Source organism: Sinomonas terrae (assembly GCF_022539255.1).
Lineage (GTDB): Bacteria > Actinomycetota > Actinomycetes > Actinomycetales > Micrococcaceae > Sinomonas > Sinomonas terrae.
In genome coordinates, this window is record NZ_JAKZBV010000001.1 from 668470 (window position 1) to 694940 (window position 26471).

At 67.3% G+C, this 26471-nt stretch carries 23 protein-coding genes; 5 read left to right on the forward strand and 18 right to left on the reverse strand.

Features of this window, described 5'->3' with window-relative positions:
• Window positions 1–304: 304 nt before the first annotated feature.
• The 4 genes from purM to L0M17_RS03150 all read right to left on the reverse strand — a co-directional run bounded on the left by purM (window position 305) and on the right by L0M17_RS03150 (window position 5137).
• Window positions 305–1486: a phosphoribosylformylglycinamidine cyclo-ligase gene (gene purM / locus L0M17_RS03135; protein ID WP_241051121.1), complete on the reverse strand. Its 1182-nt coding sequence runs from the start codon at window positions 1484–1486 to the stop codon at window positions 305–307.
• A complete protein-coding gene (gene purF, locus L0M17_RS03140) occupies window positions 1483–3081 on the reverse strand; it encodes an amidophosphoribosyltransferase (RefSeq protein WP_241051122.1) in 1599 nt (532 codons plus the stop codon). The genes purM and purF overlap by 4 nt, the downstream gene beginning before the upstream one ends.
• Before the next feature lie 35 nt (window positions 3082–3116).
• Window positions 3117–3413 carry a hypothetical protein gene (locus tag L0M17_RS03145; RefSeq protein ID WP_241051123.1) on the reverse strand — a complete coding sequence of 99 codons (297 nt, stop codon included), beginning with the start codon at window positions 3411–3413 and terminating at the stop codon, window positions 3117–3119.
• 101 nt (window positions 3414–3514) lie between these two features.
• On the reverse strand, window positions 3515–5137 hold the full coding sequence (locus L0M17_RS03150; RefSeq protein WP_241051125.1) for an RCC1 domain-containing protein: 1623 nt from the start codon (window positions 5135–5137) through the stop codon (window positions 3515–3517).
• Window positions 5138–5386: 249 nt separating this feature from the next.
• On the opposite strand from L0M17_RS03150, the gene L0M17_RS22605 reads away from it, so the two are divergent.
• Window positions 5387–6271 (forward strand): helix-turn-helix domain-containing protein, encoded by an 885-nt coding sequence (locus L0M17_RS22605; protein ID WP_241051126.1) that lies wholly within the window; start codon window positions 5387–5389, stop codon window positions 6269–6271.
• 105 nt (window positions 6272–6376) lie between these two features.
• Here the strand turns inward: L0M17_RS22605 and L0M17_RS03160 are convergent, their stop codons facing one another.
• The 10 genes from L0M17_RS03160 to L0M17_RS03205 form a co-directional block, all read right to left on the reverse strand.
• Window positions 6377–7873 carry a nucleobase:cation symporter-2 family protein gene (locus L0M17_RS03160; protein ID WP_241051128.1) on the reverse strand — a complete coding sequence of 499 codons (1497 nt, stop codon included), beginning with the start codon at window positions 7871–7873 and terminating at the stop codon, window positions 6377–6379.
• Between the two features lie 170 nt (window positions 7874–8043).
• Window positions 8044–8979: a factor-independent urate hydroxylase gene (gene pucL / locus L0M17_RS03165; RefSeq protein WP_241051130.1), complete on the reverse strand. Its 936-nt coding sequence runs from the start codon at window positions 8977–8979 to the stop codon at window positions 8044–8046.
• 6 nt (window positions 8980–8985) lie between these two features.
• A complete protein-coding gene (gene uraH / locus L0M17_RS03170) occupies window positions 8986–9327 on the reverse strand; it encodes a hydroxyisourate hydrolase (protein WP_241051132.1) in 342 nt (113 codons plus the stop codon).
• The gene (gene uraD / locus L0M17_RS03175) at window positions 9324–9869 is read right to left on the reverse strand and encodes a 2-oxo-4-hydroxy-4-carboxy-5-ureidoimidazoline decarboxylase (RefSeq protein ID WP_255732435.1); all 546 of its coding nucleotides are present in this window, start codon (window positions 9867–9869) and stop codon (window positions 9324–9326) included. Before uraD ends, uraH begins: the two co-directional genes overlap by 4 nt.
• 496 nt (window positions 9870–10365) lie before the next feature.
• Complete coding sequence (gene bcp, locus L0M17_RS03180; RefSeq protein ID WP_241051135.1) at window positions 10366–10839, reverse strand: thioredoxin-dependent thiol peroxidase; 474 nt, start codon at window positions 10837–10839, stop codon at window positions 10366–10368.
• 22 nt (window positions 10840–10861) lie between these two features.
• The gene (gene allB, locus L0M17_RS03185) at window positions 10862–12205 is read right to left on the reverse strand and encodes an allantoinase AllB (RefSeq protein WP_241051137.1); all 1344 of its coding nucleotides are present in this window, start codon (window positions 12203–12205) and stop codon (window positions 10862–10864) included.
• A complete protein-coding gene (locus L0M17_RS03190) occupies window positions 12202–13401 on the reverse strand; it encodes a glycerate kinase (protein WP_241051139.1) in 1200 nt (399 codons plus the stop codon). Before L0M17_RS03190 ends, allB begins: the two co-directional genes overlap by 4 nt.
• Window positions 13402–13403: 2 nt before the next feature.
• The gene (gene gcl / locus L0M17_RS03195) at window positions 13404–15191 is read right to left on the reverse strand and encodes a glyoxylate carboligase (protein WP_241051140.1); all 1788 of its coding nucleotides are present in this window, start codon (window positions 15189–15191) and stop codon (window positions 13404–13406) included.
• A gap of 27 nt (window positions 15192–15218) precedes the next feature.
• The gene (locus tag L0M17_RS03200) at window positions 15219–16232 is read right to left on the reverse strand and encodes a 2-hydroxy-3-oxopropionate reductase (protein ID WP_308196800.1); all 1014 of its coding nucleotides are present in this window, start codon (window positions 16230–16232) and stop codon (window positions 15219–15221) included.
• On the reverse strand, window positions 16205–16999 hold the full coding sequence (locus L0M17_RS03205) for a hydroxypyruvate isomerase family protein (RefSeq protein ID WP_241051144.1): 795 nt from the start codon (window positions 16997–16999) through the stop codon (window positions 16205–16207). The genes L0M17_RS03200 and L0M17_RS03205 overlap by 28 nt, the downstream gene beginning before the upstream one ends.
• Window positions 17000–17259: 260 nt before the next feature.
• On the opposite strand from L0M17_RS03205, the gene L0M17_RS03210 reads away from it, so the two are divergent.
• Window positions 17260–17514, forward strand: coding sequence for a hypothetical protein (locus tag L0M17_RS03210; protein ID WP_241051146.1), 255 nt, complete (start codon window positions 17260–17262; stop codon window positions 17512–17514).
• A 169-nt stretch (window positions 17515–17683) separates the two neighbouring features.
• Here the strand turns inward: L0M17_RS03210 and L0M17_RS03215 are convergent, their stop codons facing one another.
• From L0M17_RS03215 to L0M17_RS03230, 4 genes are all read right to left on the reverse strand, one after another.
• Window positions 17684–18493 carry a bifunctional allantoicase/(S)-ureidoglycine aminohydrolase gene (locus tag L0M17_RS03215; protein ID WP_241051148.1) on the reverse strand — a complete coding sequence of 270 codons (810 nt, stop codon included), beginning with the start codon at window positions 18491–18493 and terminating at the stop codon, window positions 17684–17686.
• The gene (locus L0M17_RS03220; protein ID WP_241051150.1) at window positions 18490–19851 is read right to left on the reverse strand and encodes a DUF6986 family protein; all 1362 of its coding nucleotides are present in this window, start codon (window positions 19849–19851) and stop codon (window positions 18490–18492) included. The genes L0M17_RS03215 and L0M17_RS03220 overlap by 4 nt, the downstream gene beginning before the upstream one ends.
• Window positions 19851–21449 carry a malate synthase A gene (gene aceB, locus L0M17_RS03225; RefSeq protein WP_241051152.1) on the reverse strand — a complete coding sequence of 533 codons (1599 nt, stop codon included), beginning with the start codon at window positions 21447–21449 and terminating at the stop codon, window positions 19851–19853. Before aceB ends, L0M17_RS03220 begins: the two co-directional genes overlap by 1 nt.
• A gap of 74 nt (window positions 21450–21523) precedes the next feature.
• Window positions 21524–22906: an NAD-dependent malic enzyme gene (locus L0M17_RS03230; RefSeq protein WP_241051154.1), complete on the reverse strand. Its 1383-nt coding sequence runs from the start codon at window positions 22904–22906 to the stop codon at window positions 21524–21526.
• 242 nt (window positions 22907–23148) lie between these two features.
• Here L0M17_RS03230 and L0M17_RS03235 point away from each other — a divergent pair, with 242 nt between their 5' ends.
• The 3 genes from L0M17_RS03235 (at window position 23149) to L0M17_RS03245 (ending at window position 26387) form a co-directional block, all read left to right on the forward strand.
• Window positions 23149–23904, forward strand: coding sequence for an IclR family transcriptional regulator (locus tag L0M17_RS03235; RefSeq protein WP_241051156.1), 756 nt, complete (start codon window positions 23149–23151; stop codon window positions 23902–23904).
• 427 nt (window positions 23905–24331) lie between these two features.
• Window positions 24332–24835 carry a nucleoside deaminase gene (locus tag L0M17_RS03240; protein WP_241051158.1) on the forward strand — a complete coding sequence of 168 codons (504 nt, stop codon included), beginning with the start codon at window positions 24332–24334 and terminating at the stop codon, window positions 24833–24835.
• A 10-nt stretch (window positions 24836–24845) separates the two neighbouring features.
• Window positions 24846–26387, forward strand: a complete 1542-nt coding sequence (locus tag L0M17_RS03245) for an NCS2 family permease (RefSeq protein WP_241051160.1) — start codon at window positions 24846–24848, stop codon at window positions 26385–26387.
• The last annotated feature ends 84 nt before the right edge of the window (window positions 26388–26471 follow it).

A 26471-nucleotide genomic window follows, 5' to 3' on the forward strand; every position in this document is an offset into this window, starting at 1 on the left:
GTACAGATAACGCCTACCTGACGCGTTTCGGGTACGCCAACTCCCCGTCGGGGTTGTTTCGGGTACGCCAACTCGGCTCAACAGCGAGGCGCCGGTCGCCCGTCCATCGTGTTGTGTGGGTCAGACCGAAATGCCAGCTACGTGCGTTAGATCCTTCGCGAGTTCGCGTACCCGAGATGGCCAGAGAGGTGGATTGGCGTACCCGAGATGGTCAGGGAGGTGGGTTGGTGTACCCGAAACGACCAAAGGAGGGAGTTGGCGTACCCGAGACGGTCAGGGGCGGGGGTTGGCGTACCCGAAACGGTCAGGCGTAGGCGTTGACGAGGCGGACAGCCCCGCCGTCAACACCCTTCGCGCCTTGGACGTAATCGGGGTCGCTGGAGGCGTCGGCAGCCGAGGAGGCTCCGGCGTCGTCCGTTCCCACGCTGCCCATCGACCAAGCGGGCACGCCTCGCTCGGCGAGACGAGCAAGGGCCGCGTCGGCTGCGTCGGGGGCGACGATGGCTACCATCCCGACACCCAGATTGAGCGTTCGCTCGAGATCGGCCTGAGGGACGTTTCCGAGTTCGGCGACGAGCTTGAAGATCGCGGGGAGTTCCCACGTCGAGCGGTCGACGGTCGCGAGCAGGCCCTTGGGGAGCACGCGGGCGAGGTTGGCAGCAAGGCCACCGCCCGTGACATGGCTGAACCCACGCAGTGGAAGATCAGTGCCACCTGAGCTGCCGTTGAGGGTCCGGACGAGGTCGAGGCAGTCCGCCGCGTATACGCGGGTCGGCTCGAGCAGTTCCTCGCCGAGGGTCCGGCCGAGTTCGGAGACCTGGCGGTCCAGCGCCCATCCGGCATGGTTGATGACCCGACGCACAAGGGAGTAACCGTTTGAATGGATCCCCGAGGAGGCCATGCCGATCACGACATCCCCCGCCTTGACCCGCTCCGGGCCCAGAAGCGCATCGGCCTCGACGACGCCCGTTGCTGCGCCCGCGACGTCGTACTCATTCTGCCCGAGGAGGCCGGGGTGCTCGGCCGTCTCCCCGCCTACAAGGGCCGTGCCCGCCTGCGCACATGCTGCGGCAATTCCGCGGACGATGCCAGCGATCCGTTCAGGAACGACCTTGCCACAGGCGATGTAGTCAGTCATGTAGAGCGGCTCGGCGCCGACTACGACGATGTCGTCCACCACCATGCCGACAAGGTCGAAGCCGATGGTGTCATGCACGTCCATCGCCTGGGCGATGGCGACCTTGGTGCCCACGCCATCGGTCGACGTCGCGAGCAGGGGCCGGCGGTAGGTAAGCAGTCGGCTCACGTCGAAGAGCCCGGCGAATCCGCCGACGCCGCCAAGCACCGAGGCGCTGTGAGTCGCCTTGACGGCGTCCTTCATGAGTTCGACGGCGCGATCCCCGGCTTCGACGTCGACGCCGGCGGCGGCGTAGGTGATGCCGGTCGCGGCGTGGGATGCAGTGGGCTGGGAAGCGGAGTTCGTCATACGTTGGCCTCGTCGCGGTCGGCGGGGGTCAGGAGGGGTTCGAGTTCTGAGTCCGGTCCCGGGTCGCAGCCGGCCGCGCCTGGGCGGTCTGCTGGATCCTCGGTGGCTCCGGCTTCGGTCGCCTCGGACGTGACGTCACGCTCGAGGAGGTTCTTGCCGAGCTTGTCGGCGCTCGGAAGCTCGATCGGGTACGTGCCGGTGAAGCACGCGGTGCAGAGCCGTTCGCGGGGCTGCTGGGTCGCGGCAATCATCCCGTCCTCCGAGATGTAGCCGAGGGAGTCGGCGCCGATCGCCTGGGAGATCTCCTCCACAGTGGCGCCGTTTGCGATGAGCTCGGCGCGCGAAGCGAAATCAATGCCGTAGAAGCAGGGCCACTTGACGGGCGGCGAGGAGATCTTGACGTGGACCTCCTTGGCACCGGCCTCCCGCAGCATGCGGACAATCGCCCGCTGGGTGTTGCCACGCACGATCGAATCGTCTACGACCACGACGCGCTTGCCTCGGATCACCGACTCCAGGGCATTGAGCTTGAGCCGGATGCCCAGCTGGCGCAGCGTCTGCGAGGGCTGGATGAACGTCCGGCCCACGTAGGAGTTCTTGACGAAGCCGTGTGCGAAGGGGATGCCCGATTCTTCGGCGTAGCCGACGGCCGCCGGCGTACCTGACTCGGGGACCGGAATGACGATGTCGGCCTCGTGGGTGTTCTCCCGAGCCAGCTGGCGACCCATCTCGACGCGCGATTCGTAGACGGACCGCCCGGCGATGCTCGCGTCGGGCCGTGCGAGGTAGACGTATTCGAACACGCAGCCCGCGGGAGTGGGCTTGCCGAAGTGCCGCGAGCGGACGCCCTTCTCGTCGATGGCGATGAACTCGCCGGGCTCGATCTCGCGGATGAAGCTTGCTCCCACAGTTGCCAACGCCGACTGCTCGGACGCGACTACCCAACCGCGCTCGAGGCGGCCGAGGCACAGGGGGCGGACGCCGTACGTGTCGCGGGCCGCGTACAGAGTCCCCTCGTCCATGAACACGAAGCAGAAACCGCCGCGGATCTTGGGCAGGAGCGCCATCGCGGTCTCTTCGAGGGTCTGGCCCTTCTCGCCCCCGAGCAGCGCCGTGACGAGCGCCGTATCCGAGGTGTTGCCTTGCTTCATCTCGCCGGTGAGGTGGCCGCCCGTGAGCTCTTCGATCATGTCGCGGAGCTCGGCGGTATTGGTCAGGTTGCCGTTGTGGGCGAGGGCGACGGTCCCGTTGGCCGTCGCGCCGAGGGTTGGCTGCGCGTTCGCCCAATGGCTAGCGCCAGTGGTCGAGTAACGGCAGTGGCCGACGGCGATGTGCCCAGTAAGCGTGTTGAGCGTCGACTCGTCGAATACCTGCGAGACGAGGCCCATGTCCTTGTACACACTGATGCGCGTGCCATCGCTCGCGGCGATGCCCGCGGACTCTTGTCCGCGGTGCTGCAGGGCATACAGGCCGTAGTAGGTGAGCTTGGCGACCTCTTCGCCGGGTGCCCACACACCGAAGACGCCACAAGCGTCCTTCGGGCCTTTGTCGACTGGGTCTAGGTCAAGTGAGAGGAGTCCGTCACCGCGTACCACTGGCTAATTGTCTCATGGTCGGGAGGAGCCCCGTCTCAGGAGTCGGCGCCGTCGTCCTCTGCGTCTTCGGGAAGCTCCTCCACGGTCGCGCGGCGAGCACGCTTGACGCTCATTCGATCGACGATGAGCACCGCGACCCCACCGACCAGCACGCCGACCGCGACGAACAGGACGAGGAAGTATCCGAAGGCAGATTCATTCGTGTAGCCGTCCGGCAGATCGCCCCCGACGCCGAAGATGACGGCCGCGATGGCGCCTAGGAGTCCGCCTGTCACGAGGAACGGGACGAACTTCGGGGCACGGCGGACGGTGATCTGGCGCTGCGAGGGCATGTATCTAGGGTACCGAGTTTCCTGCGTCAGGATTCCATGCTTCTACCAATGAGGTGGGCCCCTCGCAGGCAGCGGGAGACCCACCTCGCTTGGTCGCTCGGCTACTTTCGACCGAAGACCCCACCGTGACTATTCGGGAAAAAGCCTGAGGCAACAACGGGAGCACCGGGCCCGGTCAGAGCACGAACCGGATTGGTGAGGTAGACCGTCGTCGTTCCGTTTGCCCCCTGTCCGTAGGCGCCGTAGCCCCAGTTCCACACCGAACCGTCCGCGAGGCGGATGTGGGTTCCGTAATAGCTGACCGCCATCTCGGTGATCGTGCCGGCGGGCAGACCTCCCGCATACGGTGCGGCGAAGACTCGGCTGGCCTGGCTCGAGGGCGAATGGACGAAGTACGAGCCGTAGCCCCAGGTGTAGAGAGTGTTATCGTTCCTGAGCGCGGCGCTGTGATAAGCCTCGTGGTAGAACTTCGGCAGCTGCGCCACGCCGGTCAGGGGCGTTCCGGGTCCGGTCAGGACTGGTGCGGCGTAGTTCTGGTTCGAACTGCTCCCGTTGGCGTTCATGCCGCCTGCACCGTAGCCCCAGCTGTACACCATGCCGTTCCGGAGGGCCAAGCCTCCCTTGAATCGACCACGGATCTCGCTGACGCCCGAGATGGGCGTCCCGTCCTGAAGGATGACGGGCTTCATGACAGATTGGTTGCCGCTGAGGCCTGTCCCGAGGTCGGACTGGTCGTTGATGCCCCAGGTCCAGACACGTCCCTTCGTGTCGAGAGCGATGCCACCGGTGTAGCCGGCGGAGATCGACGTGATGAAGACGTCCGGTCCCGGATTGAGGACGAGCTTGGGCACGTTCGTGTCCGGTCCGAAGGTCCCGTTGCCCAGCGAGCCGGTGGACGTGTTGAAGCCCCAGGAGAAGATCCGGCCGTGGGTCGTGAGGACGTAGCCCCCGCCTGTGAAGGCTACGGTATCGACGAACTTCTCGCCGGTCAGCAGCGCTGAGGCGCCCCCGAATCCGAAGATCCCAGCAGTTGTCGTCGTCGTCCCCGGAGCGCAAGCGTTGGACCCTGCACCATGACTCCAGAGCGTATTATCGCTGCGGATGAGGTAGCTGTTGTGATCCCGATAGCCGCCCGCCATCGCGATGATTGACTTCGCGCCGAGGGTGCCCGGCCCGTTGAGGTTGTCAGGCGTCACCGCATAGGTCTGGAGCGTGGCACCGCTGCGATACAGCGTGGTCGCGAGGTTCTCGCCCCAGACGATACCGTCGGTCGCCGCAGGAACCGGGTTCGTGGCGACGATGAGCGTAGTGGTGCCCGGCGTGAAGCCAGAGGAGTTCGCCGAGAGCGGCGCGCTGCCCACGTTGCTGGGGGCTACGACACCGTTGACGGTGAAGGTCCCGTCCACGGGATTGACTGATGCCGTCGCTGGACCACTCCAGCCTGCCGGATAGGTAAGCGTCACGGTCGCGGGCAGTGAAGTCCCGACGTTCGGGACAACCTTGCCCGTGATCGTGCCGTAGGTCATGCCCGGGCCGACGATGTACTCGGGGTAGTCGAAGAGGATGACGCCGCCTGTCGGGGAGGCGGCCGCGAGGGGCGTCGCAACCACTGCGAGGGCGACGGGCACGGACCACGCGGCCGTGCGCGTGATCGCCCGCCGAGGGATGCCTTCGGTCGCGGCGTTCTCGCCGTTCGGGGGGCCGGGGACAGTGGGCTCGGGCATGCTGACTCTTTCTCGCAGGAATTCGTTGATGGCGGCTTCGGACGGAAGCCGGACATTCTGAACCGTAGAGGTGCGATGAGACGCACGCGGTGCAAACGGCAAATCTGCGCCAAGACGCCAGCACTATCCGTCTAAGTGGTGCGGAGCGGTGTTTATCGTGTGGGAAAAGTCCCGCTCCGAACGCCTCACAGAGGTCCGAGGGGCGCTGGCATAAATTCTCGATTTGTATGGCGCACAGGGGGACGTGTGGTGAAGAGATGGGTCGACGGGAACCAGCATGACTTCGTCGGGGCGGAAGGCCTCGCCGAGCTCGGCGGACTGGTCGAACCGCTCACTGAAGCGGATGCGTTCGCCCTGCGTCTGAGGGCCGTCCGCGCCGGTCAGATGGTCCTAACCTACGTGGCCGTGACTGAATGCCGCTTCACAGGCATGGCCGTCTTCCCCTCAAGGAAGGACTGCGTTCACCTCATGCTTCCGTTCGACACGCAGTTCCAGGTTGAAGAGCGCAGCGTGCCGGCAGGGGGCATGGTGGCGATGCGGGAAACGGCTCCTGTTGCACTGCGTCTTGACGCACCAGGCAGGGCGCTTGTGGTGAGCATGACAAAGGGAGTGGGTCCTGCAGAGGTCGCCTTCTCCGTGGACACGCCGTACCTTCTCCGTGGTGCCTCGACGAGCATGGCGGCAGTTCGGGCAGTCGCGGAAGTAGTCTTCCGGTCGCCGGGGCGGGATGCAGGTGTTGCGGAACTTCTTCTCGGACTTTCGACCGCCGTCCTCGTAGAAGCATCGATTACGGCTTCGATTTCGGTGGACAGAGAGGAGCGGCTGGCGGTGGAAGCATTGAAGGTGATCTCGAGCGAGTTCCGAAGTCGCGAGCTGACGGCGAAGCAGCTTGCGGGGAGGGTCGGCGTCTCAGTGAGGGCGCTCCAGCGCGCGTTCACAGCCCGAGGCGGCTTGGGGCACGTGATCCGTTCCTATCGGACTCAGGAAGCCATCAGATTGCTGGGATTAAGGGATATGGAGGACGCGACTTTCGAGATGATCGCCAGAATGAGTGGATTCCTGGACGCGCGTGCGATGCGAAAGGCGGTGATCGGCGCCACGGGAATGCTCCCGGCCCATCACCGGAGGAATTGAGACAAATTCTTAAAGGCGCAAAGAGTCGAATGATAAAGGTAGGCCCTGCTCTCTAAGTGGAGAGCAGGGCCTACCTAGGTGTTTACTCAGTGCGCAATCTCAGTGTCAATGAACGCCGTCGGACGTCTCGACCAGGACTTCGTTGCCGTCCTTGTCGAGGATCTTCCCGTTCTCGCAGCGATCGCCCTCCTCGAGAGCGTCGAGGACCACGATCGGCACCATGCGGGTCGGCGCTGCCGCGAACACTGAGGGGCTCTTGGGGGTGCCGCGCTTGATGACGTTGAACAGGATGTTCAGCAGGACTGCCATGAGGGCCGCCGAGCTGATGCCCGAGTCGAAGATGACCTGGACCCACGTCGGGAACTTCGAGTAGAACGTCGGGTCGACGACCGGCACGAGCCCGAACGCGATCGACGTCGCCACGATGATCAGGTTCATGTTGTCCTTGTAGTCGACCTTCGAAAGCGTCCGGATGCCGGAGGCCGCGACAGTGCCGAAGAGGACGATTCCGGCTCCGCCGAGGACCGGCATCGGGATGGCGGCGACAACGCGTCCGAGCACGGGCATCAAGCCGAGCACCATGAGGACGACGCCGCCGGCGGCCACCGCGAAACGGCTCTTGATCCCGGTGACCGCCACGAGGCCGACGTTCTGGGCGAAGGCGCTCTGCGTGAATCCGTTGAAGACGGGGGAGACCGCGGAGGACAGCATGTCGGCACGGAGACCGTTGGCGATCCGCTTCGAGTCGACCTTGGCGCCGGTGACCTCAGCCACGGCGAGGATGTCCGCCGTCGTCTCGGTCAAGATCACGAGGACGACGATGACCATCGAGATGATGGCGGCTGGCTCGAACGTCGGAAGGCCGAAGTGGAACGGCTCCGGGAAGGCGAAGATCGGGCCGTTGAGAACCTGCGAGAAGTCCGCCTTGCCGAGGAACACCGCGATGATCGTGCCGATGACGATGGAAAGGAGGATGGACAGCCGCGAGATGACCCCGCTCCCGAGCTTGCTCAGGATCATGATGATGACGAGGGTGAGGGCCATGAGGCCGATGTTCGCGGGGCTCCCGTAGTCCGGTGCGGTCTGGGAGTTGCCGAGCGCCCAGCCTGCCGCGACCGGGACGAGCGATAGGCCGATGGTCGTGATCACCACGCCCGTCACTACCGGCGGGAAGAAGTGGATGATCTGCGAGAAGAAGGGGGCGATGATCAGGCCGATCACAGAGGCCGCCATGACGGCGCCGAACACGGCCGGGAGTCCTCCGCCGCCACTCACGATAGCGAGCAGCGTCGCGACTGAGGCGAACGAGGTGCCCTGGACAAGCGGCAGACGCGAGCCGAACCACTTGATGCCGAGGGTCTGCAGCAGCGTTGCAAGACCGCCGATGAAGAGGCACGCCGTGATCAGCAGGGCAAGATCTGGCCCTTTGAGCCCCGCGGCCGAACCGATGATGAGCGGCGGGGCGATGATGCCGCCGTACATTGTGAGCACGTGCTGGATGCCATAGGCGAAGGCCGTGGAAACCGGCAGCTTCTGGTTCTCTGGGCTCGTGGTCTCCGTGCTGGAATCAGCGATAGAGACAGGCGCCGTCTTTCGGGACATAGCAGACCTCCTTGTCAGCTTTGAATACCGAGTGCGCAACTGAGAGTGGTGATGGTGGGTTGGGTGGGTGATGGATCAGGTGATGCGGTGGAAAGGGCGGACGACGACGGCCGGAGTTCACCGCCGTCGTCCGCTCCTTGCTCAGGGTGCGGAGTGAGAGAGGCTGCAGCTCAGCAGAAGCCGGCGATGCCATCCCAAGCGTTTCCGGGGTCGGAAATGCTCTCACGCTCGAAGTTCGCCTCGATGAGGCCGTACGGGCGATCAGCCGCGTAGAAGACCTCGTTCGGGTTGTCGAGACCGAACGGAGTCAGGTCGACGACGAAATGGTGCTTGTTCGGCGTCGAGAAGCGGACCTCGTCGATCTCGGGGTGCACGTCCAGGACCTTCTGGGCCATCTGGAACAGCGTCTGCTGGAGGGCGTGCGAGTAGCCCTCGGTGAAGCCCTCGAGCAGGAGGGCCTTGACGTCGTCGTACGCCTTGTTGAAGTCGACGGTGCCGTTGGCGATCGCCTCGTTGTTGTAGCGCCAGCGGGCCGAGACGTCGGTCGCGAGGATTCGGTCGGTCGTCTCCTGAAGGGTGGTGAAGCGATCCTTCGGGTAGCCGACGAAGCCGGACTCGGTGGACTTCAGGACCGTGAGGTCGTTGAGGCCCGAAATGACGTAGATGTTGTCGCCATCCTTGGTCACTACCGCGTTGCGGACCTCCTGGCCCTTCCGGACGAAGGAGTGGTCGTGGCCCTCGCCGTGGGCGATGATGCGCTCCCAGGCGTACTGCTCGGCCTCCCAACGGCCGCCCGTGACCCATCCGAACTCGGACGTGAAGTGCTTGGCGAGCCGGATGAGGAATTCCTCCGGGGAGCCAATGCCCTCACGGGCGAACCCGTAGACGGTGTTCTTCTGGGTGTCAGTCGGGACGACGTGACCGTTGTCCCCGTCGAGGTGGGCTGCCTCGAAGTCTCCGCGGAGCTGCGAGGTGACGCTGAGATCCTCGATCTCGTGGCGCGCCGTGTCGCGGGTGATCTTGACGACGCGGACCTCGGCCTTGCCGTACTGGTTCTTGCCCAGGACGATCTTGCTGCTGGTGTTCTCAGTGGTGTTCTGCGCCATGGCGCTTCAGCTCCCTCGGTAAGTAGAAAAGGCGAATGGACTCAGCAGGAGCGGCACGTGATAGTGCGCCTCGTTCTCGTCGACCGTGAAGGTCAGAGAAACCTCCGGGAAGAAGGTCTCCTGCCCGATACCGGCGAAGTAGGCTCCGGTCGCGAACTGAAGACGGTAGGAACCGCTCTCCAGACGCTCCGGGCCGAGGTCTTTCACCCGCCCGTCGGTATCGGTGGTGCCCGTTCCAATCTGGGACCATGCCTCGCCGTCGCGGGCGTAGAGTTCGACGACGACACCTGCCGCCGGCTTGCCGGCTGCGGTATCCAGAATGTGGGTGGTCACATGGGAGACGCTCACGCGCTGGGCTCCTCTCGAGTCGGGCTCTGCTCCAGCAGGCTTTGCTTCAGTCGAAGCACTGCGATCTCGCGGAGCTGCTCCGCGACGACAGGCTCCTCCTGCTCGGGCGTGTGGCCCAGACGTTCCTGGAGCGCGGTGAGCATCTCGTTGGCCGAACGGCCCGCGGCGCGGATCAGGAAGACCCTGCCGAATTTCTCCTCGTAAGCCCGGTTCCCCTCCGCCAGCGCGGCGGCCGTCTCCGGGTCGCGCTGGTCGACGCCGGACTGCTCGTTCCGGGACATCGAGGCTTCTGCGGACTTGCCGCCTGCCTTCTCGCCGATGCGCGGATGGTGGGAAAGAGCGCCCTCAAGCTCCGTAGGGGTGAAGGGATCGGCCGCTCCTCGCGCCGTCGACAACAGGGCGTCGAGGCTTGCGAAAGGGCGGGCGGCAGTGATCTCTTCGATCCAGCGGGGCACATCGAGGCACGGCTTCAAAAGCTCACGAACCTCGCGGGCGGGGGCGGCATTGAACTGTTCAAGCAACATGGCTTGTCGGGTCCTCAACTGCTCAATGCTGGCATCCACGGTGACGGCTATACGGAACGTCGGTTTCTTGGTTCCGTATCGTGGAACTGTTATTTCAGCATGTGTAAATAGTTTGAGGGACTGGGGTGTGATTGTCAACACCTTATTGTGTGACCGGCTTCCCTTTCGACCTCAAACCGGGCTTCGGCTCGCGCTCCAGCCCGTTTCTGAGAGGGGCAGGCGCGTGTCCTGCCGAGACACGCCGCTCAGGAGACTGATTGGGAAAACACAACCGGGCGGGAACGGGGTGGCGCGGGGTGCACCGGCGGGGGCGGGGGCGCGCAGGCGGGGGGGGGGGGGGGGCGCCCAGGCTGCGGGGGTAGAGCCACCAGGCGCGGACGCGGGGGGTGCAGCGGCGGCGGGGGCGCGCGGCGCGCCGGCCGGTGCCGAGCGCAGGCTGCGGTACGAAAGACAGGGCCCCGGACAGATGTCCGGGGCCCTGAGGCGGCGCGGGGTGCTGCGGGGTAGCGGCGTCTTAGACGCCCAGCTTCTCCCGCAGAGCGGCCACATGGCCGTCCGCGTTCACGCTGTAGTCGATCGACTCGATCGTGCCGTCGGGTGCGACGACAGCCGTCGAGCGCAGGATGCCCTCGACCACCTCGCCGTTCCGGATGCGCTCGCCCCATGCGCCCCAGGCCTTGGCGACGGCGGCGCCCTCGTCGGCGAGGAGTGGGAAGGTGAGGCTGAAGTCATCGGCGAATGAGGCGATGGCCTCCACTGGATCCGGCGAGATGCCGATAACGCTCACACCCGCCGCGTTGAGCGAGTCGAGGCTGTCGCGGAAGTCGCAGGCCTCGGTCGTGCAGCCGGGGGTGGCCGCCTTCGGGTAGAAGTACACGACCACGCGGCGGCCACGGTAGTCCGCGAGCGAGACGTCCTTCCCGGAAGCGTCCGGGAGCGTGAAGTCCGGAGCCTGCTGCCCCGCACTGAGCTTCGTGGTGGTTGTCATGGTTCCTCCTAGGGGAGTTCGGTCAGGCCGTGCCGCGGCGGATCAGCTGGCCCCTTGGCTCGCTGAAGTCCACCTCGGTGCCGCGCACGAACGTGCGGCGTACCACGCCGGAGAGGGTCTTTCCCTGATACGGCGTGATGTGGTTCTTGTGGTACAGCTTGTCCGCGTCGACGACGAACGCCTCGTCCGCCGCGAAGATCGCAAGGTCAGCATCGTACCCCGGGGCGAGGGTTCCCTTCCGCTGGAGCCGGGCGAGCTCGGCGGGCTTGTGGCCCATCCACTCGACAACGCGCTCGAGCGGAATGCCGCGCCGCCGCGCCTCCGTCCAGATGATCGGGAGCCCGAGCTGGAGCGAGGCAACGCCGCCCCATGCAACGCCGAAATCGCCGTTCTCGAGATCCTTGAGATCGACCGTGCTGGGGGAGTGGTCCGAGACGATGCAGTCGATGATGCCGTCCTCGAGGCCCTGCCACAGCAGCTCGCGGTTGGACGCCTCGCGGATCGGCGGACAGCACTTGAACGCTGTTGCCCCATTGGGGATCTCCTCCGCGAGGAGCGTCAGGTAGTGCGGGCACGTCTCGACCGTGAGCTTGACGCCGTCGCGCTTTGCCGTGGCAATCATGGCCAGAGCGTCCGACGACGAGAGGTGCAGGATGTGCGCACGCGCACCTGTCCACCGGGCCCGCTCGATGACCTCCGCGATCGCAACGTTCTCCGCCCCGCGCGGCCGCGAGTGGAGGAAGCTCTCGTAGATGTCGCCCTCGGGGTTCGGCGCGTGGTCGATGGCCCGGGAATCCTCGGCATGGACGATCATGAGGCCGTCGAAGGACGCGATCTCGCTGAGGTCCTTTTCGAGCTCGTCGACTTCGAGGTGCGGGAACTCGTCGACACCTGAGTGCAGGAGGAAGCACTTGAAGCCGAAGACGCCCTCGTCGTGCAGCGCCCGGAGGTCGCCCGTGTTCCCCGGAATCGCGCCGCCCCAGAACCCGACGTCCACGAACGACTGCGTCTCCGCCGCCGCCCGCTTCACGCGGAGCGCGTCGACATTGACGGTCGGCGGGATGCTGTTGAGCGGCATATCGATGATGGTCGTGACACCGCCGGCCGCGGCAGCACGCGTCGCGGAGGCGAATCCTTCCCACTCGGTGCGGCCAGGCTCGTTCACATGGACATGGCTGTCCACGAGGCCCGGGATGAGGGTTTCGTCGTCGGCGAGCTCAATGACCTCGCGGCCCGCGAGCCCGTTCCCGAACGGCTCGAGCGCCACGATGCGCCCGTCCGTGATGCCCACTTCGCGCGGGACAATGCCCGCCGTTGTGAGGACGCGCTGCCCGCGGATGACCAGATCGAATCCGGTATCAGTCATCGCACAGATTCCTTCCTGCTCTCAATGTCAACGTTAGTGAGGGGGTCCGACGTTCCCTCCAGCCGATCCCGGACGAGGCCATCGGCAATCAGGCGCCCCGTCTCGCGCACGAGGCGGCGGGCCTCCCTGAGGCAGACATCGACGTCGGCCTCGAGGTCCAGGAGCGCGTGCACCGAGTCGAACCCGGCCGCGCGGCGGGTGTTCTCGTCGAGCTGGTTCCGGCCGCATACGGCCACGGCCGGTACACCGTGAGCGCGGGCGACGGTCGCGACACCGACAGGCGCCTTCCCGGAAAGCGACTGGGCGTCGAGGCTGCCCTCACCCGTGACCACAAGGGCGGCTCCCTCGAGCTTTTCGCGCAGGCCGGTGAATTCGACGACGACATCGATGCCGCGCCGCCGCTGGGCCCCAAGGGCGAGTGCCGCGTAGCCGACACCGCCGGCTGCGCCGGCCCCCGGGGCGTCCTTCGCGGCAGCAGCGAGGCCGCCCATGGCCGCGCCGAGTACCTTGGCGAAGCGCGCGAGAGCGGCGTCGAGTTCGGCGACGTCCGACGGCGTTGCCCCCTTCTGCGGGCCGAACACGGCGGCAGCGCCGCGCTCGCCGAGGAGGGGATTGTCGACGTCGGCCGCGAGAACCAAAGTTGCCGCGTCGAGCCGAGCGTCGAGCCCACCGAGGTCAGCCTCGGCAATCCGCGCGAGAGCCGCGCCCCCGAGCGGGAGCTCGTTCCCGGCGTCGTCCGTGAAGCGCGCGCCCAGGCCTTGGAGCATGCCGGCGCCGCCATCAGTGCAGGCACTGCCACCGACGCCGAGGACGATTTCGCGCGCCCCGGCGTCGAGCGCGGCGCGGATCAGCTGGCCGGTGCCGAGGCTCGTGGCATTTCGGGCATCCTTGATGCCCCCGGGAAGTACGTCGAGTCCCGAGGCGGCGGCCATTTCGACGACGGCGCGCGAGCCCGGGGTGTCGACGGCGAACTCGGCCGTGAGCGGCTGGCCGGTGGGGCCCGAGACGCGCGCTCGGCGCGGGGAGAACCCCGCGCCGAGCGCTGCAGTCACGGTGCCCTCGCCGCCGTCGGCCACTGGGACCAGGATCAGCTCCGCCCCGGGAAGCACCTCGCGGATGCCCTCCGCGAGTGCCGCCGCCACCTCTGGTGCGGTGAGGGATCCCTTGAATTTGTCCGGAGCGAGGACGATCTTCATCGCTAGTCCAGCAGGGCGACGATCGCGGTCGGGGCGTCCTCGCGGCGCTCCGCGAGGTCCTCGAACTCCACGACGTTGTCCAGCTCGGTGCCCATCGCGATGTTGGTGACGCGCTCGAGGATGGCCTCGACGACCACGGGCACCTTGTACTCGGCCATGAGGGCGCGGGCCTTCTCGAAGGCGGGTCCCAGATCCTCGGGGTGCTCGACACGGATCGCCTTGCAGCCGAGGCCCTCGGCGACCTTGACGTGGTCCACCCCGTAGCCCTGAGCTGCCTCCGAACCGGTCGCGTTCACGTTCTCGAACGCGAGGGAGACGTGGTAGTCCATCTCGAAGCCGCGCTGCGACTGGCGGATGAGGCCGAGGTAGGAGTTGTTCACCACGACGTGGATGTACGGCAGCTGGTGCTGCGCGCCCACGGCGAGCTCCTCGATCATGAACTGGAAGTCGTAGTCGCCCGAGAGCGCTACAACGGTCTCGCCCGGCTTGCCGCGCACGACGCCGAGCGCCGCGGGGCCTGTCCACCCGAGGGGACCTGCCTGGCCGGCGTTGATCCACTTGCGCGGACCGAACACGTGCAGCATCTGGGCGCCGGCGATCTGGGACAGCCCGATCGTGGTCACATACGTGGTCTCCGGGCCGAAGGCCTTGTTCATCTCCTCGTAGACGCGGAACGGCTTCATGGGCACGTTGTCGAAGTGCGTCTTGCGCTGCATCCGGCCGCGCTTCTCCTGAGCGGACTGAGCCCAGGCCGAGTAGTCGGGCAGCGTGCCCGCGGCCTTGCGCTCCTTCGCGACCTCGATGAGCGCGTCGAGGGCGAGGCCGGCGTCGGAGACGATGCCGAAGTCAGGGGAGAACACGCGCCCGATCTGGGTCGGCTCGATGTCCACGTGCACGAACTTCCGGCCCTCGGTGTACTTCTCCACCGTGCCCGTGTGGCGGTTGGCCCAACGGTTGCCGATGCCGATCACGAAGTCGGACTCGAGGAACGTCGCGTTGCCGTACTTGTGGCTCGTCTGGAGGCCCACCATGCCCGCCATGAGGCGGTGGTCGTCGGCGATCGCGCCCCAGCCCATGAGGGTCGGGACCACGGGGACGTTCAGGATCTCGGCGAACTCCACGAGCTTGTCCGAGGCGTCCGCGTTGATGATGCCGCCGCCGGCCACGATGAGCGGCTTCTCGGAGGCCGTCAGCATGTCGAGGGCCTTCTCGGCCTGCTTGCGGGTGGCGCGCGGCTTCTCGACCGCGAGCGGCTCGTAGGCGTCGATGTCGAACTCGATCTGCGCCATCTGCACGTCGAACGGCAGGTCGAGCAGCACGGGGCCGGGGCGGCCGGTCCGCATGAGCTGGAACGCCTTCTGCACCGCGCCCGGCACCTGGCCGGGCTCGAGGATGGTCATGGCCATCTTCGTGAGGGGCTTCGCGATGGACTCGATGTCCACCGCCTGGAAGTCCTCCTTGTGCAGCTTCGCCACCGGCGCCTGGCCCGTGAAGCACAGCATCGGGATGGAATCGGCCTGGGCGGCGTAGAGGCCCGTGATCATGTCGGTGCCCGCGGGGCCCGAGGTCCCGAGGCACACGCCGATGTTGCCGGCCTTGGCGCGGGAGTAGCCGTCAGCCATGTGCGAGGCGCCCTCGACGTGGCGGGCGAGGGTGTGGCGGATGCCCCCGTGGGCCTTCATCGCCGAATACAGCGGGTTGATTGCGGCGCCGGGCAGGCCGAACGCCTCCGTGGCGCCCTCCTTCTCCAGGATGGCCACAATCGCGTCGACAGTGCGCATCTTTGCCATTGTCGTGCTCCTTACGTCTTTGAGGTCTTAGTTCTTGCCGGAGAGCCGGTCTTTGCCGGAGAGTTCGGCGGTCAGCTTGAAGAGGCCCGAGTGATCGAGGCCCCCGTCGCCGCGGGCGACGAGAGCGGAGACCAGCTGCGCGACCGCTGCCCCGAGCGGGACGACGACGCCGGCCTCGCGGGCTGCGGAGGTGACGATGCCGAGGTCCTTGTTGTGGAGCGCGAGGCGGAAGCCCGGGTCGAAGTTGCGGTCGAGCATCTTCTGGCCCTTCTGGTCCAGGACCTTGGAGCCGGCAAGGCCGCCGCCGAGGACCTTGAGGGCCGCGTCGGTGTCGACCCCGTAGGCCTCGAGGAACACGATGGCCTCGGAGAGCGCCTGGATGTTGACGGCGACGATGAGCTGGTTGGCGGCCTTGACGGTCTGCCCGGAGCCGGAGGGGCCGACGTGGACGATCGTCTTGCCGACCGCGTTCAGGATGGGCTGGGCGGCCTCGAAGTCCTCGGCTGCGCCGCCGACCATGATGGACAGGACGGCGTCGATCGCGCCCTGCTCGCCGCCGGAGACCGGGGCGTCAAGCGGCCGGAGGCCAGCGTTGCGGGCCTGCTCGGCGAGGCGGACCGCGACGTCGGGGCGGATGGAGGATGCATCGATCCAGAGGGCGCCGGGCTTGGCGTTGGCGAAGATGCCGTCCTCGCCGGTGGTGACGGCCTCGACGTCGGGGGAGTCCGGGACCATGGTGATGACGACGTCGGCGTCCTTGACGGCCTCGGCGACGCTCGCCGCGGCCTTGCCGCCGTCGCTCGCGAGCTTGGCGGACTTCTCAGGGCTGCGGTTGTAGCCCGTGACCGCGTAGCCGGCCTTGACGAGGTTGACGGCCATGGGAAGGCCCATGATGCCGAGGCCGATGACGGCGATGCTGGCCTTGTTCTCTGCGTTGGTCATTGTTCTTTCCTTCGGGAAGCCTGTGCGGGGCTGTGCTTTGCGGGCTGGTCGGCTGGTGCTTGCTTCGGCGGTCAGCCGGCGACGGGGCGGATGGCCCACGTGAAGGCCTCGGCAGCGGGGGCCTTGTACTCGAGGCCGATGTAGCCGTCGTAGCCGAGTTCGCGGGAGCGCGTGATCCAGTCGCCCAAGGGGAGGGCGCCGGTGCCGGGGGCGCCGCGGCCGGGGTTGTCGGCGATCTGGATGTGGCCGAAGTCCTTGGCGTGGTCCTCGATCACGGCGGCAACGTCGTCGCCGTTGACTGCGAGGTGGTAGAAGTCGGCCAGAAGCTTCACGTTCTCGGCACCGGTTTCCTTGGCCTTCGCGATGACGGCCAGAGCGTCCGCGGCGGTCTTGAGCGGGTAGGACGGTGTGCCGGAAACGGGCTCGAGGAGCACGATGCCCCCGACCTTCGCCACGCCCTCGGCGGCCGCGATCAGGTTCTTCAGGCCCAGCTCGTCCTGCGCCTCAGGGCTGAACTCGGGGAGACGGTTGCCGTAGAGGGCATTGAACGCCTTGGTCCCGGTGCGCTCGGCGATGCCGACCACGACATCGATGTTGTCCTTGAACTCGCCGCAGCGGCCCTTCCACGACACGAGGCCGCGGTCGCCCCCGGGCATATCGCCGGCGAAGAAGTTCAGGCCGCTGAGCTGGACGCCCGCGTCCTGCAGGGCGGCAATGAACGCGTCGACGTCCTTGTCCGCGGGCACTGCCTCGGCGAAGGGCCACCAGAATTCGACCGCGTCGAAGCCTGCGGCCTTCGCAGCCGCGGGGCGCTCGAGTAGGGGAAGCTCGGTGAGGAGGATCGAGCAGTTCACCGTGTACGTCATTGTCGGACCTTCCTGCTTTGCTTTCGCAATGTGGAATAAGAATTTCTCTTGATGAAAAGTGTAGAACCGAGCTGTGACTCGGGTCAACCCGGCGGAGGGGACCTGCTCGCTCCGGCCCATTTCTGAACGGACGCCCCCGCGACTCGCCGAGGTTTTCGGCTCCGACACGCGATCGCCGCCCTCAGAAACGGGCTGGAGCGCGGGCCCGCGGGACTTTGGGCCACTGGCGCGTCCGGTCGAGCGCGGTGAACAATGGCCACATGGCCAGTTACGTCGGCGCGGAGCGCGCCTCAAGTACAGATCCCCGTGACTGGGGACGAGCCCTCGCGGTTGCTCTCGAGCGACTCCTGGAAGCAGCCCGACTCGACGGACGTTACGCGCAGCACGAGCATCTGTGCGGTGTGGACCTCGTACTCCGGATCGAAGAAGACGGCGATGGCGCCAAGGTCGCAGTCCGGTGGGTTCCTGAAGATGGCGGCGCGGACAACGGCGAGCGGGAGAGGCTCGCGAGCTGAAGGACGAAATGCCTCCGCCCCCGGCGTTGCGCGACCGGGGGCGGAGGATTGGGTACGACGACGCGGAGCGGCTCAGTGCCAGTCCGGCCCCGCGCCGTCGTGCTTTTGAGGCCCGCACCGCTGGTCTTCCCACGAGGGGGAGGCGCCAGCGAGCAGGCGGGGAGGGACGTCAGGTCAGGCGGATCTGCCGGTTGACGTCCTTGTACAGGAGGTAGCGGAAGCGGCCCGGACCTCCCGCGTAGCAGGCCTGGGGGCAGAAGGCCCGCAGCCACATGAAGTCGCCGGCCTCGACCTCGACCCAATCGTCGTTCAGCCGGTACACGGCCTTCCCCTCGAGGACGAAGAGGCCGTGCTCCATCACGTGCGTCTCGGCGAACGGGATGACCCCGCCCGGCTCGAACGTCACGATGTTCACGTGCATGTCGTGCGCGAGGTCGTTGGGGTCCGCAAACCGGGTGGTGGACCAGACGCCATTGACGTTCGGCATGGGGGTCGGGGCCACCTCCTTGTCGCTCGTCACGAAGCTCTTGGCCTCGTAGCCCTCGAGCCGCTCGTACGCCTTGCGGATCCACTGGAACGAAGCGATCTCGCTCGACTCGTTGGCCACTGACCAGTCAGCACCTGCCGCGAGGTACGCGTAGCCGCCCTCCTCGAGGTGGTGGGTCTCGCCGTCGAGTGTGAGGGTGATCTTCCCCTTGGTGAGGAAGACGACGCCCTCGACCCCGGCCTCGGGCTCCGGCTTCTTCGAGCCGCCCCCGGGGCCGACCTCGACGATGAGCTGCGAGAAGGTCGTCGCGAAGCCCGCGATCGGCCGCGCAAGGATCCACGAGCGGGTGTTCTCCCAGCCCGGGAGGTTGCTCGTGACGATGTCGCGCAGCACGCCCTTGGGGATGACCGTGTAGGCCTCCTTGACGATTGCGCGGTCCGTGAGGATCTGCGTCTGCGGCGGCAGGCCGCCCTCAGGGTAGAAGTAGCTCATCGTGACGCTCCTTGGGGTTCTGCGGCGGGCGCCGCAACGATGGTCGCAGGGATCTGTTCCGCGAGGCGCGGGTGTGCGAGGCGGATGAGGTCGCGCTCGGAGAGGCCCGTCGAGGCCCGGACCTCGTCCGGTCCGACAGCGCCGCACTGGACGCCGCGGAGCACGAAGGCGGCGAGGGCGCGAGCGGTCGCGGGCTCGTCGAGGACCGCGCCGACCGTCTGCTGCACGTAGTTCCGGAGCCGCTCGGTAGCCTTCGGGAGACCCTCACGGTAGAACGCGTACGTCGCGATGTAGCGGGTTGGCAGCTGGTGGGCGTGGAGGTCCCAGCCCTGGTAGTAGCCGCGTTCGAGCGAACGGCGAACCAGCCGCGCGTGCAGCTTCCAGGCTTCCTCGCGCTGTGCGGCGTCACCCACCGGAAGGATGTTCGTCGAGCCGTCGGAGAGCCGGATCCCCGTACCCGCCACGGCGAGCTGCATGACTTCCTTCGCGAAGTCCGCTGCGGGGTGCTCCATCGACTGGTACGCGGCAGCGATCTGGAGGGACGCCGAGTAGTCGTACGTGCCGTAGTGCAGGGCGGTGATGCGGCCGTCCGCCTGATGTGGGAGCTGCGCCACGGGGTGGCTGCCGTCCGCGCCGATGATGAGCTGCGGTGTCTCGACCTGGACTTCGAAGCCGAGGCGGCCCGGGTGCAGGCGCAGGGAGGACTCGAGGCGTTCGACGGCGTAGACCATCGCCTTGACCTGCTCCACCGTGCTCACCTTGGGCAGTGTGAGCACGAGGCCCTCGGGAAGCCCGCCCTGCTGGACGAGGCGCGAGACGAACAGCTCGAGCGTCCGCAGTCCGCGGCGGCGCGTGGCCTCCTCGAGGCACTTGAAGCGGATGCCGACGAACGGCGTCACCCTCCCGGAAGCGACCGCGGCGGTGACCCGATCAGCCGCCCGGACCGCTTCGGCGTCCTCCGTCGCCTCCGGATCCGACGCCTTCGCGGGGGCAAGGTACCCGTCCTCGAAGTCGATCCGGAGGTCCTCGATCGGCTCCTCTCGCAGCTTGGCCTCGACGCGCGGCGCGACCTCGGCGGCGAGCTCGGGGGTGAGGCCCACGAGCTCGGCGAGGCGCTGGATGCCTCCCGCCTCCGCCGCCGCGGCCAGGGCCTGCTGGCCCCAGTCGGCGGCGAGCGACGGTGAGTAACGGTCCGCGGGCACGTAGACGGTGTGCACGGGCTGGCGCGTTCCCGCGTCTCCCGGGTAGCCGTCGGCGAGGAGGCGGTCGGTGTCGGCGAGGCCGGCGTCGATCCGCTCGTAGTCGCCCTGGTCGAAGACGCGGGGCGGGAAATCGGCTCCGCTGCTCGGCAGGCTCATCATCCCACCAGCTCGTATGCGGGAGTCGTGAGGAAGTCCGTGTAGTCCTCCGAGAGGCAGATGTCTGCGATGAGGCGGCTCGCCGGCTCGTAGAAGTTGGCGAACTGCTGAGGATCCACCTCGCCGCGCAGTCGCTCGGTCTCCTCGGCGAGGATGCGCTCGACGAGCTCGCGCGTCACCGTGTTGCCGGTGTCGGCGAGCACCACCTTGTTGCGGATCTGCTGCCAGACCTGGGAGCGCGAGATCTCAGCCGTCGCCGCGTCTTCCATGAGGTTGTGGATCGCCACGGCGCCGTTGCCCGAGAGCCACACGGCGGTGTAGGCGACGGCGACGTACAGGTTGAGGTGCAGCCCCTCCTCGGTCGCGACGCCCTCGGTGGAGGCGACGTCGAGCAGCTGGTCCGCGGTCACGTGGACCTCGGGACGCTGCCGGTCGACTTGGTTCGGCTTGTCGCCGAGGAAGCTGTCGAAGACCTCCTGGCACGTGGAGACGAGGTTCGGGTGCGCGACCCACGAGCCGTCGAAGCCGTCCGTGGCCTCGCGCGTCTTGTCGGCGCGGACCTTCTCGATCGCCGCCGCGGTGATCTCCGGTTCCCTGCGGTTCGGGATGAACGCGGCCATGCCGCCCATCGCGAAGGCGCCGCGCTTGTGGCACGTCTGCACGAGGAGCTCCGTGTACGCCCGCATGAACGGCGCCGTCATGACAACGGACGCGCGGTCGGGGAGCGTGAACTGCTCGCCGGCATCGCGGAAGTACTTGATGATGCTGAAGAGGTAGTCCCACCGGCCCGCGTTGAGGCCGGAGGCATGGTCACGGAGCTCGTACAGGATCTCGTCCATCTCGAAGGCGGCCGGGATGGTCTCGATGAGCACCGTCGCACGGACGGTGCCCTGCGGGATGCCGAGGTAGTCCTGGGCGAACACGAAGACCTCGTTCCAGAGGCGCGCCTCGAGGTGGCTCTCCATCTTCGGGAGGTAGTAGTACGGGCCCCGGCCCGACTCGATGAGGAGCTTCGCGACGTGGAAGAAGTGGAGCCCGAAGTCCACGAGCGCGCCCGAGGCGGGCGCGCCGTCGACCAGGACGTGCCGCTCCTCCATGTGCCACCCGCGCGGGCGGGTGACGACGACGGCGAGCGGCGCGTCCGTGCGCAGCCGGTACTCCTTGCCCTCGGGCGACGTGAAGGACAGGGTCCCGAGCGCCGCGTCGCGCAGGTTGAGCACGGAGTCGACGACGTTGCTCCAGTGCGGGCTCGAGGCGTCCTCCATGTCGGCGAGCCACACCTTGGCGCCCGAGTTGAGGGCGTTGATGGCCATCTTCGCCGGGCTCGCGGGGCCGGTCATCTCGACGCGGCGGTCCTGAAGCGGGGCCGGCGCTTCCGCGACCTTCCAATCGCCCGCGCGGACCTCTGCCGTCTCCGGCAGGAAGTCGAGCTTGCCGCTAGAGGCGGCCTCCGCGCGTCGTGCCTTGCGCGCCTCGAGGCGGGCCTTGCGCTCGCCGGCGAAACGGCGGTGCAGCTCCTCGACGAACGCGAGCGCTTCGTCGGTGAGGACCTCCTCGGCGCGGTCCACGGGGTGGTTGTCGGTCACGGTGATGGCCATAGCGATACTTTCCTTCTCCCTGGTCTGAAGTCTTGGGTGTTGAGTTTTGGCCCCCAGGGCCGGGTCCCGAAGGGTCAGGCGGTCGCGGCGGCGACGATGGCCGCTGCGACATCCTGCGCGACGTGCGGATCGAACACGCTCGGGATGATGAAGCTCGCGTTGAGCTCCTCCTCCGAGACCCGCGCCGCGATGGCCTGTGCCGCTGCGACCAGCATGGCAGGCGTGATGTCGGCCACGCCAGCGTCGAGCAGGCCGCGGAAGACGCCGGGGAACGCGAGCACGTTGTTGATCTGGTTCGGGAAGTCGCTGCGGCCCGTCGCGACGACCGCCGCGTGCTCAGCGGCCGCGATCGGATCCGTCTCGGGGTCCGGGTTCGCCATCGCGAAGACGATCGCGTCCTCGGCCATCGTGGCGACCTGCTCCGGGCCGAAGAGGTTCGGTGCCGAGACGCCGATGAAGACGTCGGCGCCCTTGAGGGCATCGTGGAGGGTGCCGGAGAAGGCCTCCGGGTTCGTGTTCTCCGCGATCCAGATGCGGTGCGCGTCCGTGAGGTCCTGGCCCTTGTGGATCGCGCCCTTGCGATCGCACGCGACGATGTTCTGCGCGCCCTGGGCGAGGAGCAGCTGGATGATCGCGTTGCCCGCCGCGCCGACTCCGGAGACGACGATCCGCACATCCTCGATGTTCTTCTTCACGAGCTTGAGCGCGTTGACCAGGGCTGCGAGCGTGACGATCGCGGTGCCATGCTGGTCGTCGTGGAACACGGGGATGTCGAGCTCTTCGCGGAGGCGGGCCTCGATTTCGAAGCAGCGCGGAGCGGCGATGTCCTCGAGGTTCACGCCCCCGTAGACCGGCGCGAGGGCCTTGACGATCTTGATGATCTCCTCGGTGTCCTGCGTGTCGAGGCACACGGGCCACGCGTCGACGTTCGCGAACTGCTTGAACAGCGCGGCCTTGCCCTCCATGACAGGCAGGGCGGCGGCGGGGCCGATGTTGCCGAGGCCCAGCACCGCGGAGCCGTCGGTGACGACGGCGACCGTGTTCCGCTTGACGGTGAGGCGGCGGGCGTCCTCGGGGTTCTCGGCGATGGCGCGGCACACGCGGGCGACGCCGGGGGTGTAGGCACGCGAGAGGTCGTCGCGGCTGCGGAGGGGAACCTTCGGGACGACCTCGAGCTTGCCTCCGAGGTGCATGAGGAAGGTGCGGTCCGAGACCTTGCGGACGCTCACGCCGTCGAGCGCCTCGAGCGCGGCGGCCACCTGCTCGGCGTGCTGCTCGGACGTCGTGTTGCACGTGATGTCGACGACGAGGTGGTCGTGGTGGGACTCGCTGATGTCGAGGGCGGTCACGGGTGCGCCAGCCGCGGCGACTGCGGCGGCGAGCTCGCTCGTGATGCTGATGCGCGACGGCGCGTCGAGGCGGAGGGTGATGGAGTTGCCGGGGCTGGGACTCGCCATTGAATCATCCTTCGATCGGGAGGCATCAGCCTCGCTAAAGTTTCCGTACTACGGATATTATTGTCTGCATCTTGGAAACACAAGTCCCTCTCGTTCGCGCCGTCATCTCTGCAGGGTTCCGCACCCTGCAGAGATGACGGCGCAAGAAGATCGGGTGTGCGGTATCGTGAGATAGCCGCAGAGTTTCCGGGATGCGGATAATATTTGCCGGAACATCACCGGCCGCTACCCATGGAGGACACATGGCCGAGAAGGCCTCAGGCGGCGTCCAATCGGTCGAGCGGGTTTTCGAACTCCTCGAACTCATCACCGACGCCGGCGGAGATGTGACGCTGAGCGAGCTGTCGTCGTCGACCGAGCTCCCGCTGCCCACGATCCACCGGCTGCTGCGCACGCTCGTCGCGCTCGGCTATGTTCGGCAGCTGCCCAACCGGCGCTATGCGCTCGGCCCGCGCCTCATCCGCCTCGGCGAGGGCGCGAACAAGCAGCTCGGGGCGCTCGCACAGCCCGAGCTCAAGACCCTCGTCGACAGCCTCGGCGAGACGGCGAACATGGCCGTGCTCGACTCGGACATGGTCATCTACGTCGCCCAGGTCCCCTCGCCGCATTCGATGCGGATGTTCACCGAGGTCGGGCGCCGAGCCCACATGCACGACACCGGCGTCGGGAAGGCAATCCTCGCGCAGCTCGACGACGAGCAGGTGCGGTCCATCGTGGGTCGCCAGGGCATGCCCACCCCCACGACGTACAGCATCGGCGACGTCGAGACGCTCCTGGCGGACCTCGACAAGATCCGCGCACGCGGCTACGCGATCGACGAGCAGGAGCAGGAGGTCGGCGTCCGCTGCTTCTCCATGGCGGTGCCGGGCGCGCCGACGCCGACGGCCATCTCCGTCTCTGGCCCTGTCTCCCGTGTGGATGAGATGTTCGGCGAGCGCGCCGTCCCCGCGCTCCGCTCGGCGGCCGAGCGCATCTCGGCCGAGCTCAACCGCGCGTAGCCTCGCCCATCCCCGTTCCCGTCTTCTGCTCGCGCCGTCACGTTTACAGGGTCAGCACCCTGCAAACGTGACGGCGCAAGGGGGAAAGGGGTGCGCGAGGGGGGAGGGGTGGGCGTGGAGGCGGTGCGCGCGGGGAAGGGGGTGCGCGGGGGAGGGGTGCGCGGGTGAGGGGTGCGCGAGCGGGAGTTCCGCCTCGCGGAAGCAGAATTCCAAAAAATCTCCTCAAAGGTATGGTGCGGATCACAGCCCCTTGCTACCGTTGAGGGGTCACGGCGGGCCAACGGGCGATCTGACTGAAGCAGATCCCGGAAGGCTATCTACCAGGCAACCTCAATTCAGAGCTTTCGAAGTCTGGTCAGGCCTGGTCTGCACGGATAGCCCCGGGCGAACTCGGTGGGCCGGACTTCCCCAAGCGAGGGAGTCTCCCATGACCACCACCCCCAGCCGCACGTCCGCTCAAGCCGACAGTCTCTTCCTGAGCAGGGCAATTGAGCTCGCGGCCCAGAATGTCCTCGACCGCGGCGGCCCGTTCGGCGCCGTCGTCGTCACGGCAGACGGACAGGCGTTCGACGGCGTCAATCGCGTCACCGCGAGCAACGACCCGACTGCCCACGCCGAAGTCACAGCGATCCGCGCGGCGTGCCGCGAACTGGGCACGTTCGACCTCACCGGCGCCACCCTGTATTCAAGCTGCGAGCCATGCCCCATGTGCCTCGCCTCCGCGCTCTGGGCGCGCATCGCCGTTGTCCGCTTTGCCGCGGACCGGCACGACGCGGCGAGCGCAGGCTTCGACGACGCCGTCTTCTACGACTACTTCGACACCCCTGTCGAACTGCGGTCGATGCCCGTGCTGCACACCGAGCCCGAGGGAGTAAGCCGCATGGCGCCCTTCGAGCAGTGGGCGGCCTTCGCGCAGCGCATCGAATACTGAGGCGGCTGCCATGAGCATCGAAACCAGCGCCCAGACCAGCACTGAGGAATTCGAGCCCGGGCAGGAGGACAGCGAGCGGACGACGACGGCGCCCGCCACCCGTGCGGGCACGCCGAAGGCCGCGAACGGCTTCCTGGACAGGTTCTTCAGCGTCACGCTCCGGGGCTCCACGGTCTCCCGCGAAATCCGGGGCGGCCTCGTCACGTTCTTCACGATGGCGTACATCGTGATCCTCAACCCCCTCATCCTCGGCGGCTTCAACGCCTCGAGCGCTCCGGTGGACGTCACGGGCGCGTTCCTTCCCGCCGCGCAGGTCGGGGCCGTCACTGGCCTCACTGCCGGCGTGCTGACCATCCTCTTCGGCATCTTCGCGAATCTCCCGTTCGGCCTCGCGGCTGGCCTGGGGATCAACTCGTTCCTGGCGGTCGCCGTCGTCAAGGACGTCTCGTGGCCCGAGGCCATGGGTCTCGTGGTGATCAACGGCGTGCTCATCGTCCTTTTCGGGGTGACCGGGGCGCGGACGGCGATCTTCCGGGCGGTCCCGCGCGAGCTCAAGGCCGCGATCACGGTCGGGATCGGCCTGTTCATCGCGTTCATCGGCTTCGTGGACTCAGGCTTCGTGCGCGGCACGCAGTCGGGGCCGCCGGTCCAGCTCGGCGAGAACGGCTCCATCACCACGCTCCCCACGCTCGTCTTCGTGGTCGGGCTGATCCTCATGGGTATTCTCGTTGCGCGGAAGATCCAGGGCGGACTCCTCATCGGCATCGTCGCGACGACGGGCCTGGCCATGCTCGTCGAGGCGATCTGGCACATCGGGGCGGCCGGCCCGAAGAACCCGGACGGCTGGCATCTCAACACCCCGGTCCTCTCAGGCCAGCTCATCTCCGTCCCGGACCTGAGCCTTGTGGGCCACTTCGACCTCTTCGGCGCGTTCCACCGCATCGGCCTCCTCGCGGGCCTGACGCTCGTCTTCACGCTCGTGTTCACGAACTTCTTCGACGCGATGGGCACGATGACCGGCCTCGCGAAGGGCGCGGGCCTGACCCACAAGGACGGCACGTTCCCGCGGCTCAAGGCCGCCTTCATCATCGAGGGCTTCGGCGCCGTCCTCGGCGGGGCCAACTCCGGCTCGTCGAACACGGTCTACGTCGACTCCGCGTCCGGCATCGGCGAGGGGGCGCGCACTGGCCTTGCATCCGTGGTGACCGGGACGCTGTTCCTCGGCTCGATGTTCCTCACGCCGCTCACGAGCGTCGTGCCCCTCGAGGTCGCCTCGGCGGCGCTCGTCGTCGTGGGCACGATGATGGCCGGCCAGATCCGCGAGATCAACTTCCGCAAGTTCGACGTCGCCCTGCCCTCGTTCCTCACGATCGTGACTATGCCCTTGACCTACTCGATCGCGAACGGCATCGGCGCCGGCTTCGTCACGTGGGTCGTTGTGCGGGCAGCGAGCGGCAAGGCGCGGAAGATCCATCCGCTCATGTGGGTGGTCGCGGCAGGCTTCGTCGTGTACTTCGCGCGCGGGCCGCTGGGGAACCTCATCGGGGCGTAGCCACCGGGCCTCATCCAAGACCGCGCCCGCGGGGCCCCGGAAGTGACGCTCCGGGCCCCCGTGGGCGCACGATAGATAACAGGT

Bases quoted from the DNA above. Each gene is read 5' to 3' on its own strand.
- purM (WP_241051121.1), bottom strand. From the start codon at position 1,486: ATGACGAACTCCGCTTCCCAGCCCACTGCATCCCACGCCGCGACCGGC.
- L0M17_RS03145 (WP_241051123.1), bottom strand. From the start codon at position 3,413: ATGCCCTCGCAGCGCCAGATCACCGTCCGCCGTGCCCCGAAGTTCGTC.
- L0M17_RS03150 (WP_241051125.1), bottom strand. From the start codon at position 5,137: ATGCCCGAGCCCACTGTCCCCGGCCCCCCGAACGGCGAGAACGCCGCG.
- L0M17_RS03160 (WP_241051128.1), bottom strand. From the start codon at position 7,873: ATGTCCCGAAAGACGGCGCCTGTCTCTATCGCTGATTCCAGCACGGAG.
- pucL (WP_241051130.1), bottom strand. From the start codon at position 8,979: ATGGCGCAGAACACCACTGAGAACACCAGCAGCAAGATCGTCCTGGGC.
- bcp (WP_241051135.1), bottom strand. From the start codon at position 10,839: ATGACAACCACCACGAAGCTCAGTGCGGGGCAGCAGGCTCCGGACTTC.
- allB (WP_241051137.1), bottom strand. From the start codon at position 12,205: ATGACTGATACCGGATTCGATCTGGTCATCCGCGGGCAGCGCGTCCTC.
- L0M17_RS03190 (WP_241051139.1), bottom strand. From the start codon at position 13,401: ATGAAGATCGTCCTCGCTCCGGACAAATTCAAGGGATCCCTCACCGCA.
- gcl (WP_241051140.1), bottom strand. From the start codon at position 15,191: ATGGCAAAGATGCGCACTGTCGACGCGATTGTGGCCATCCTGGAGAAG.
- L0M17_RS03205 (WP_241051144.1), bottom strand. From the start codon at position 16,999: ATGACGTACACGGTGAACTGCTCGATCCTCCTCACCGAGCTTCCCCTA.
- L0M17_RS03210 (WP_241051146.1), top strand. From the start codon at position 17,260: ATGGCCAGTTACGTCGGCGCGGAGCGCGCCTCAAGTACAGATCCCCGT.
- L0M17_RS03215 (WP_241051148.1), bottom strand. From the start codon at position 18,493: ATGAGCTACTTCTACCCTGAGGGCGGCCTGCCGCCGCAGACGCAGATC.
- L0M17_RS03220 (WP_241051150.1), bottom strand. From the start codon at position 19,851: ATGAGCCTGCCGAGCAGCGGAGCCGATTTCCCGCCCCGCGTCTTCGAC.
- aceB (WP_241051152.1), bottom strand. From the start codon at position 21,449: ATGGCCATCACCGTGACCGACAACCACCCCGTGGACCGCGCCGAGGAG.
- L0M17_RS03230 (WP_241051154.1), bottom strand. From the start codon at position 22,906: ATGGCGAGTCCCAGCCCCGGCAACTCCATCACCCTCCGCCTCGACGCG.
- L0M17_RS03235 (WP_241051156.1), top strand. From the start codon at position 23,149: ATGGCCGAGAAGGCCTCAGGCGGCGTCCAATCGGTCGAGCGGGTTTTC.
- L0M17_RS03240 (WP_241051158.1), top strand. From the start codon at position 24,332: ATGACCACCACCCCCAGCCGCACGTCCGCTCAAGCCGACAGTCTCTTC.
- L0M17_RS03245 (WP_241051160.1), top strand. From the start codon at position 24,846: ATGAGCATCGAAACCAGCGCCCAGACCAGCACTGAGGAATTCGAGCCC.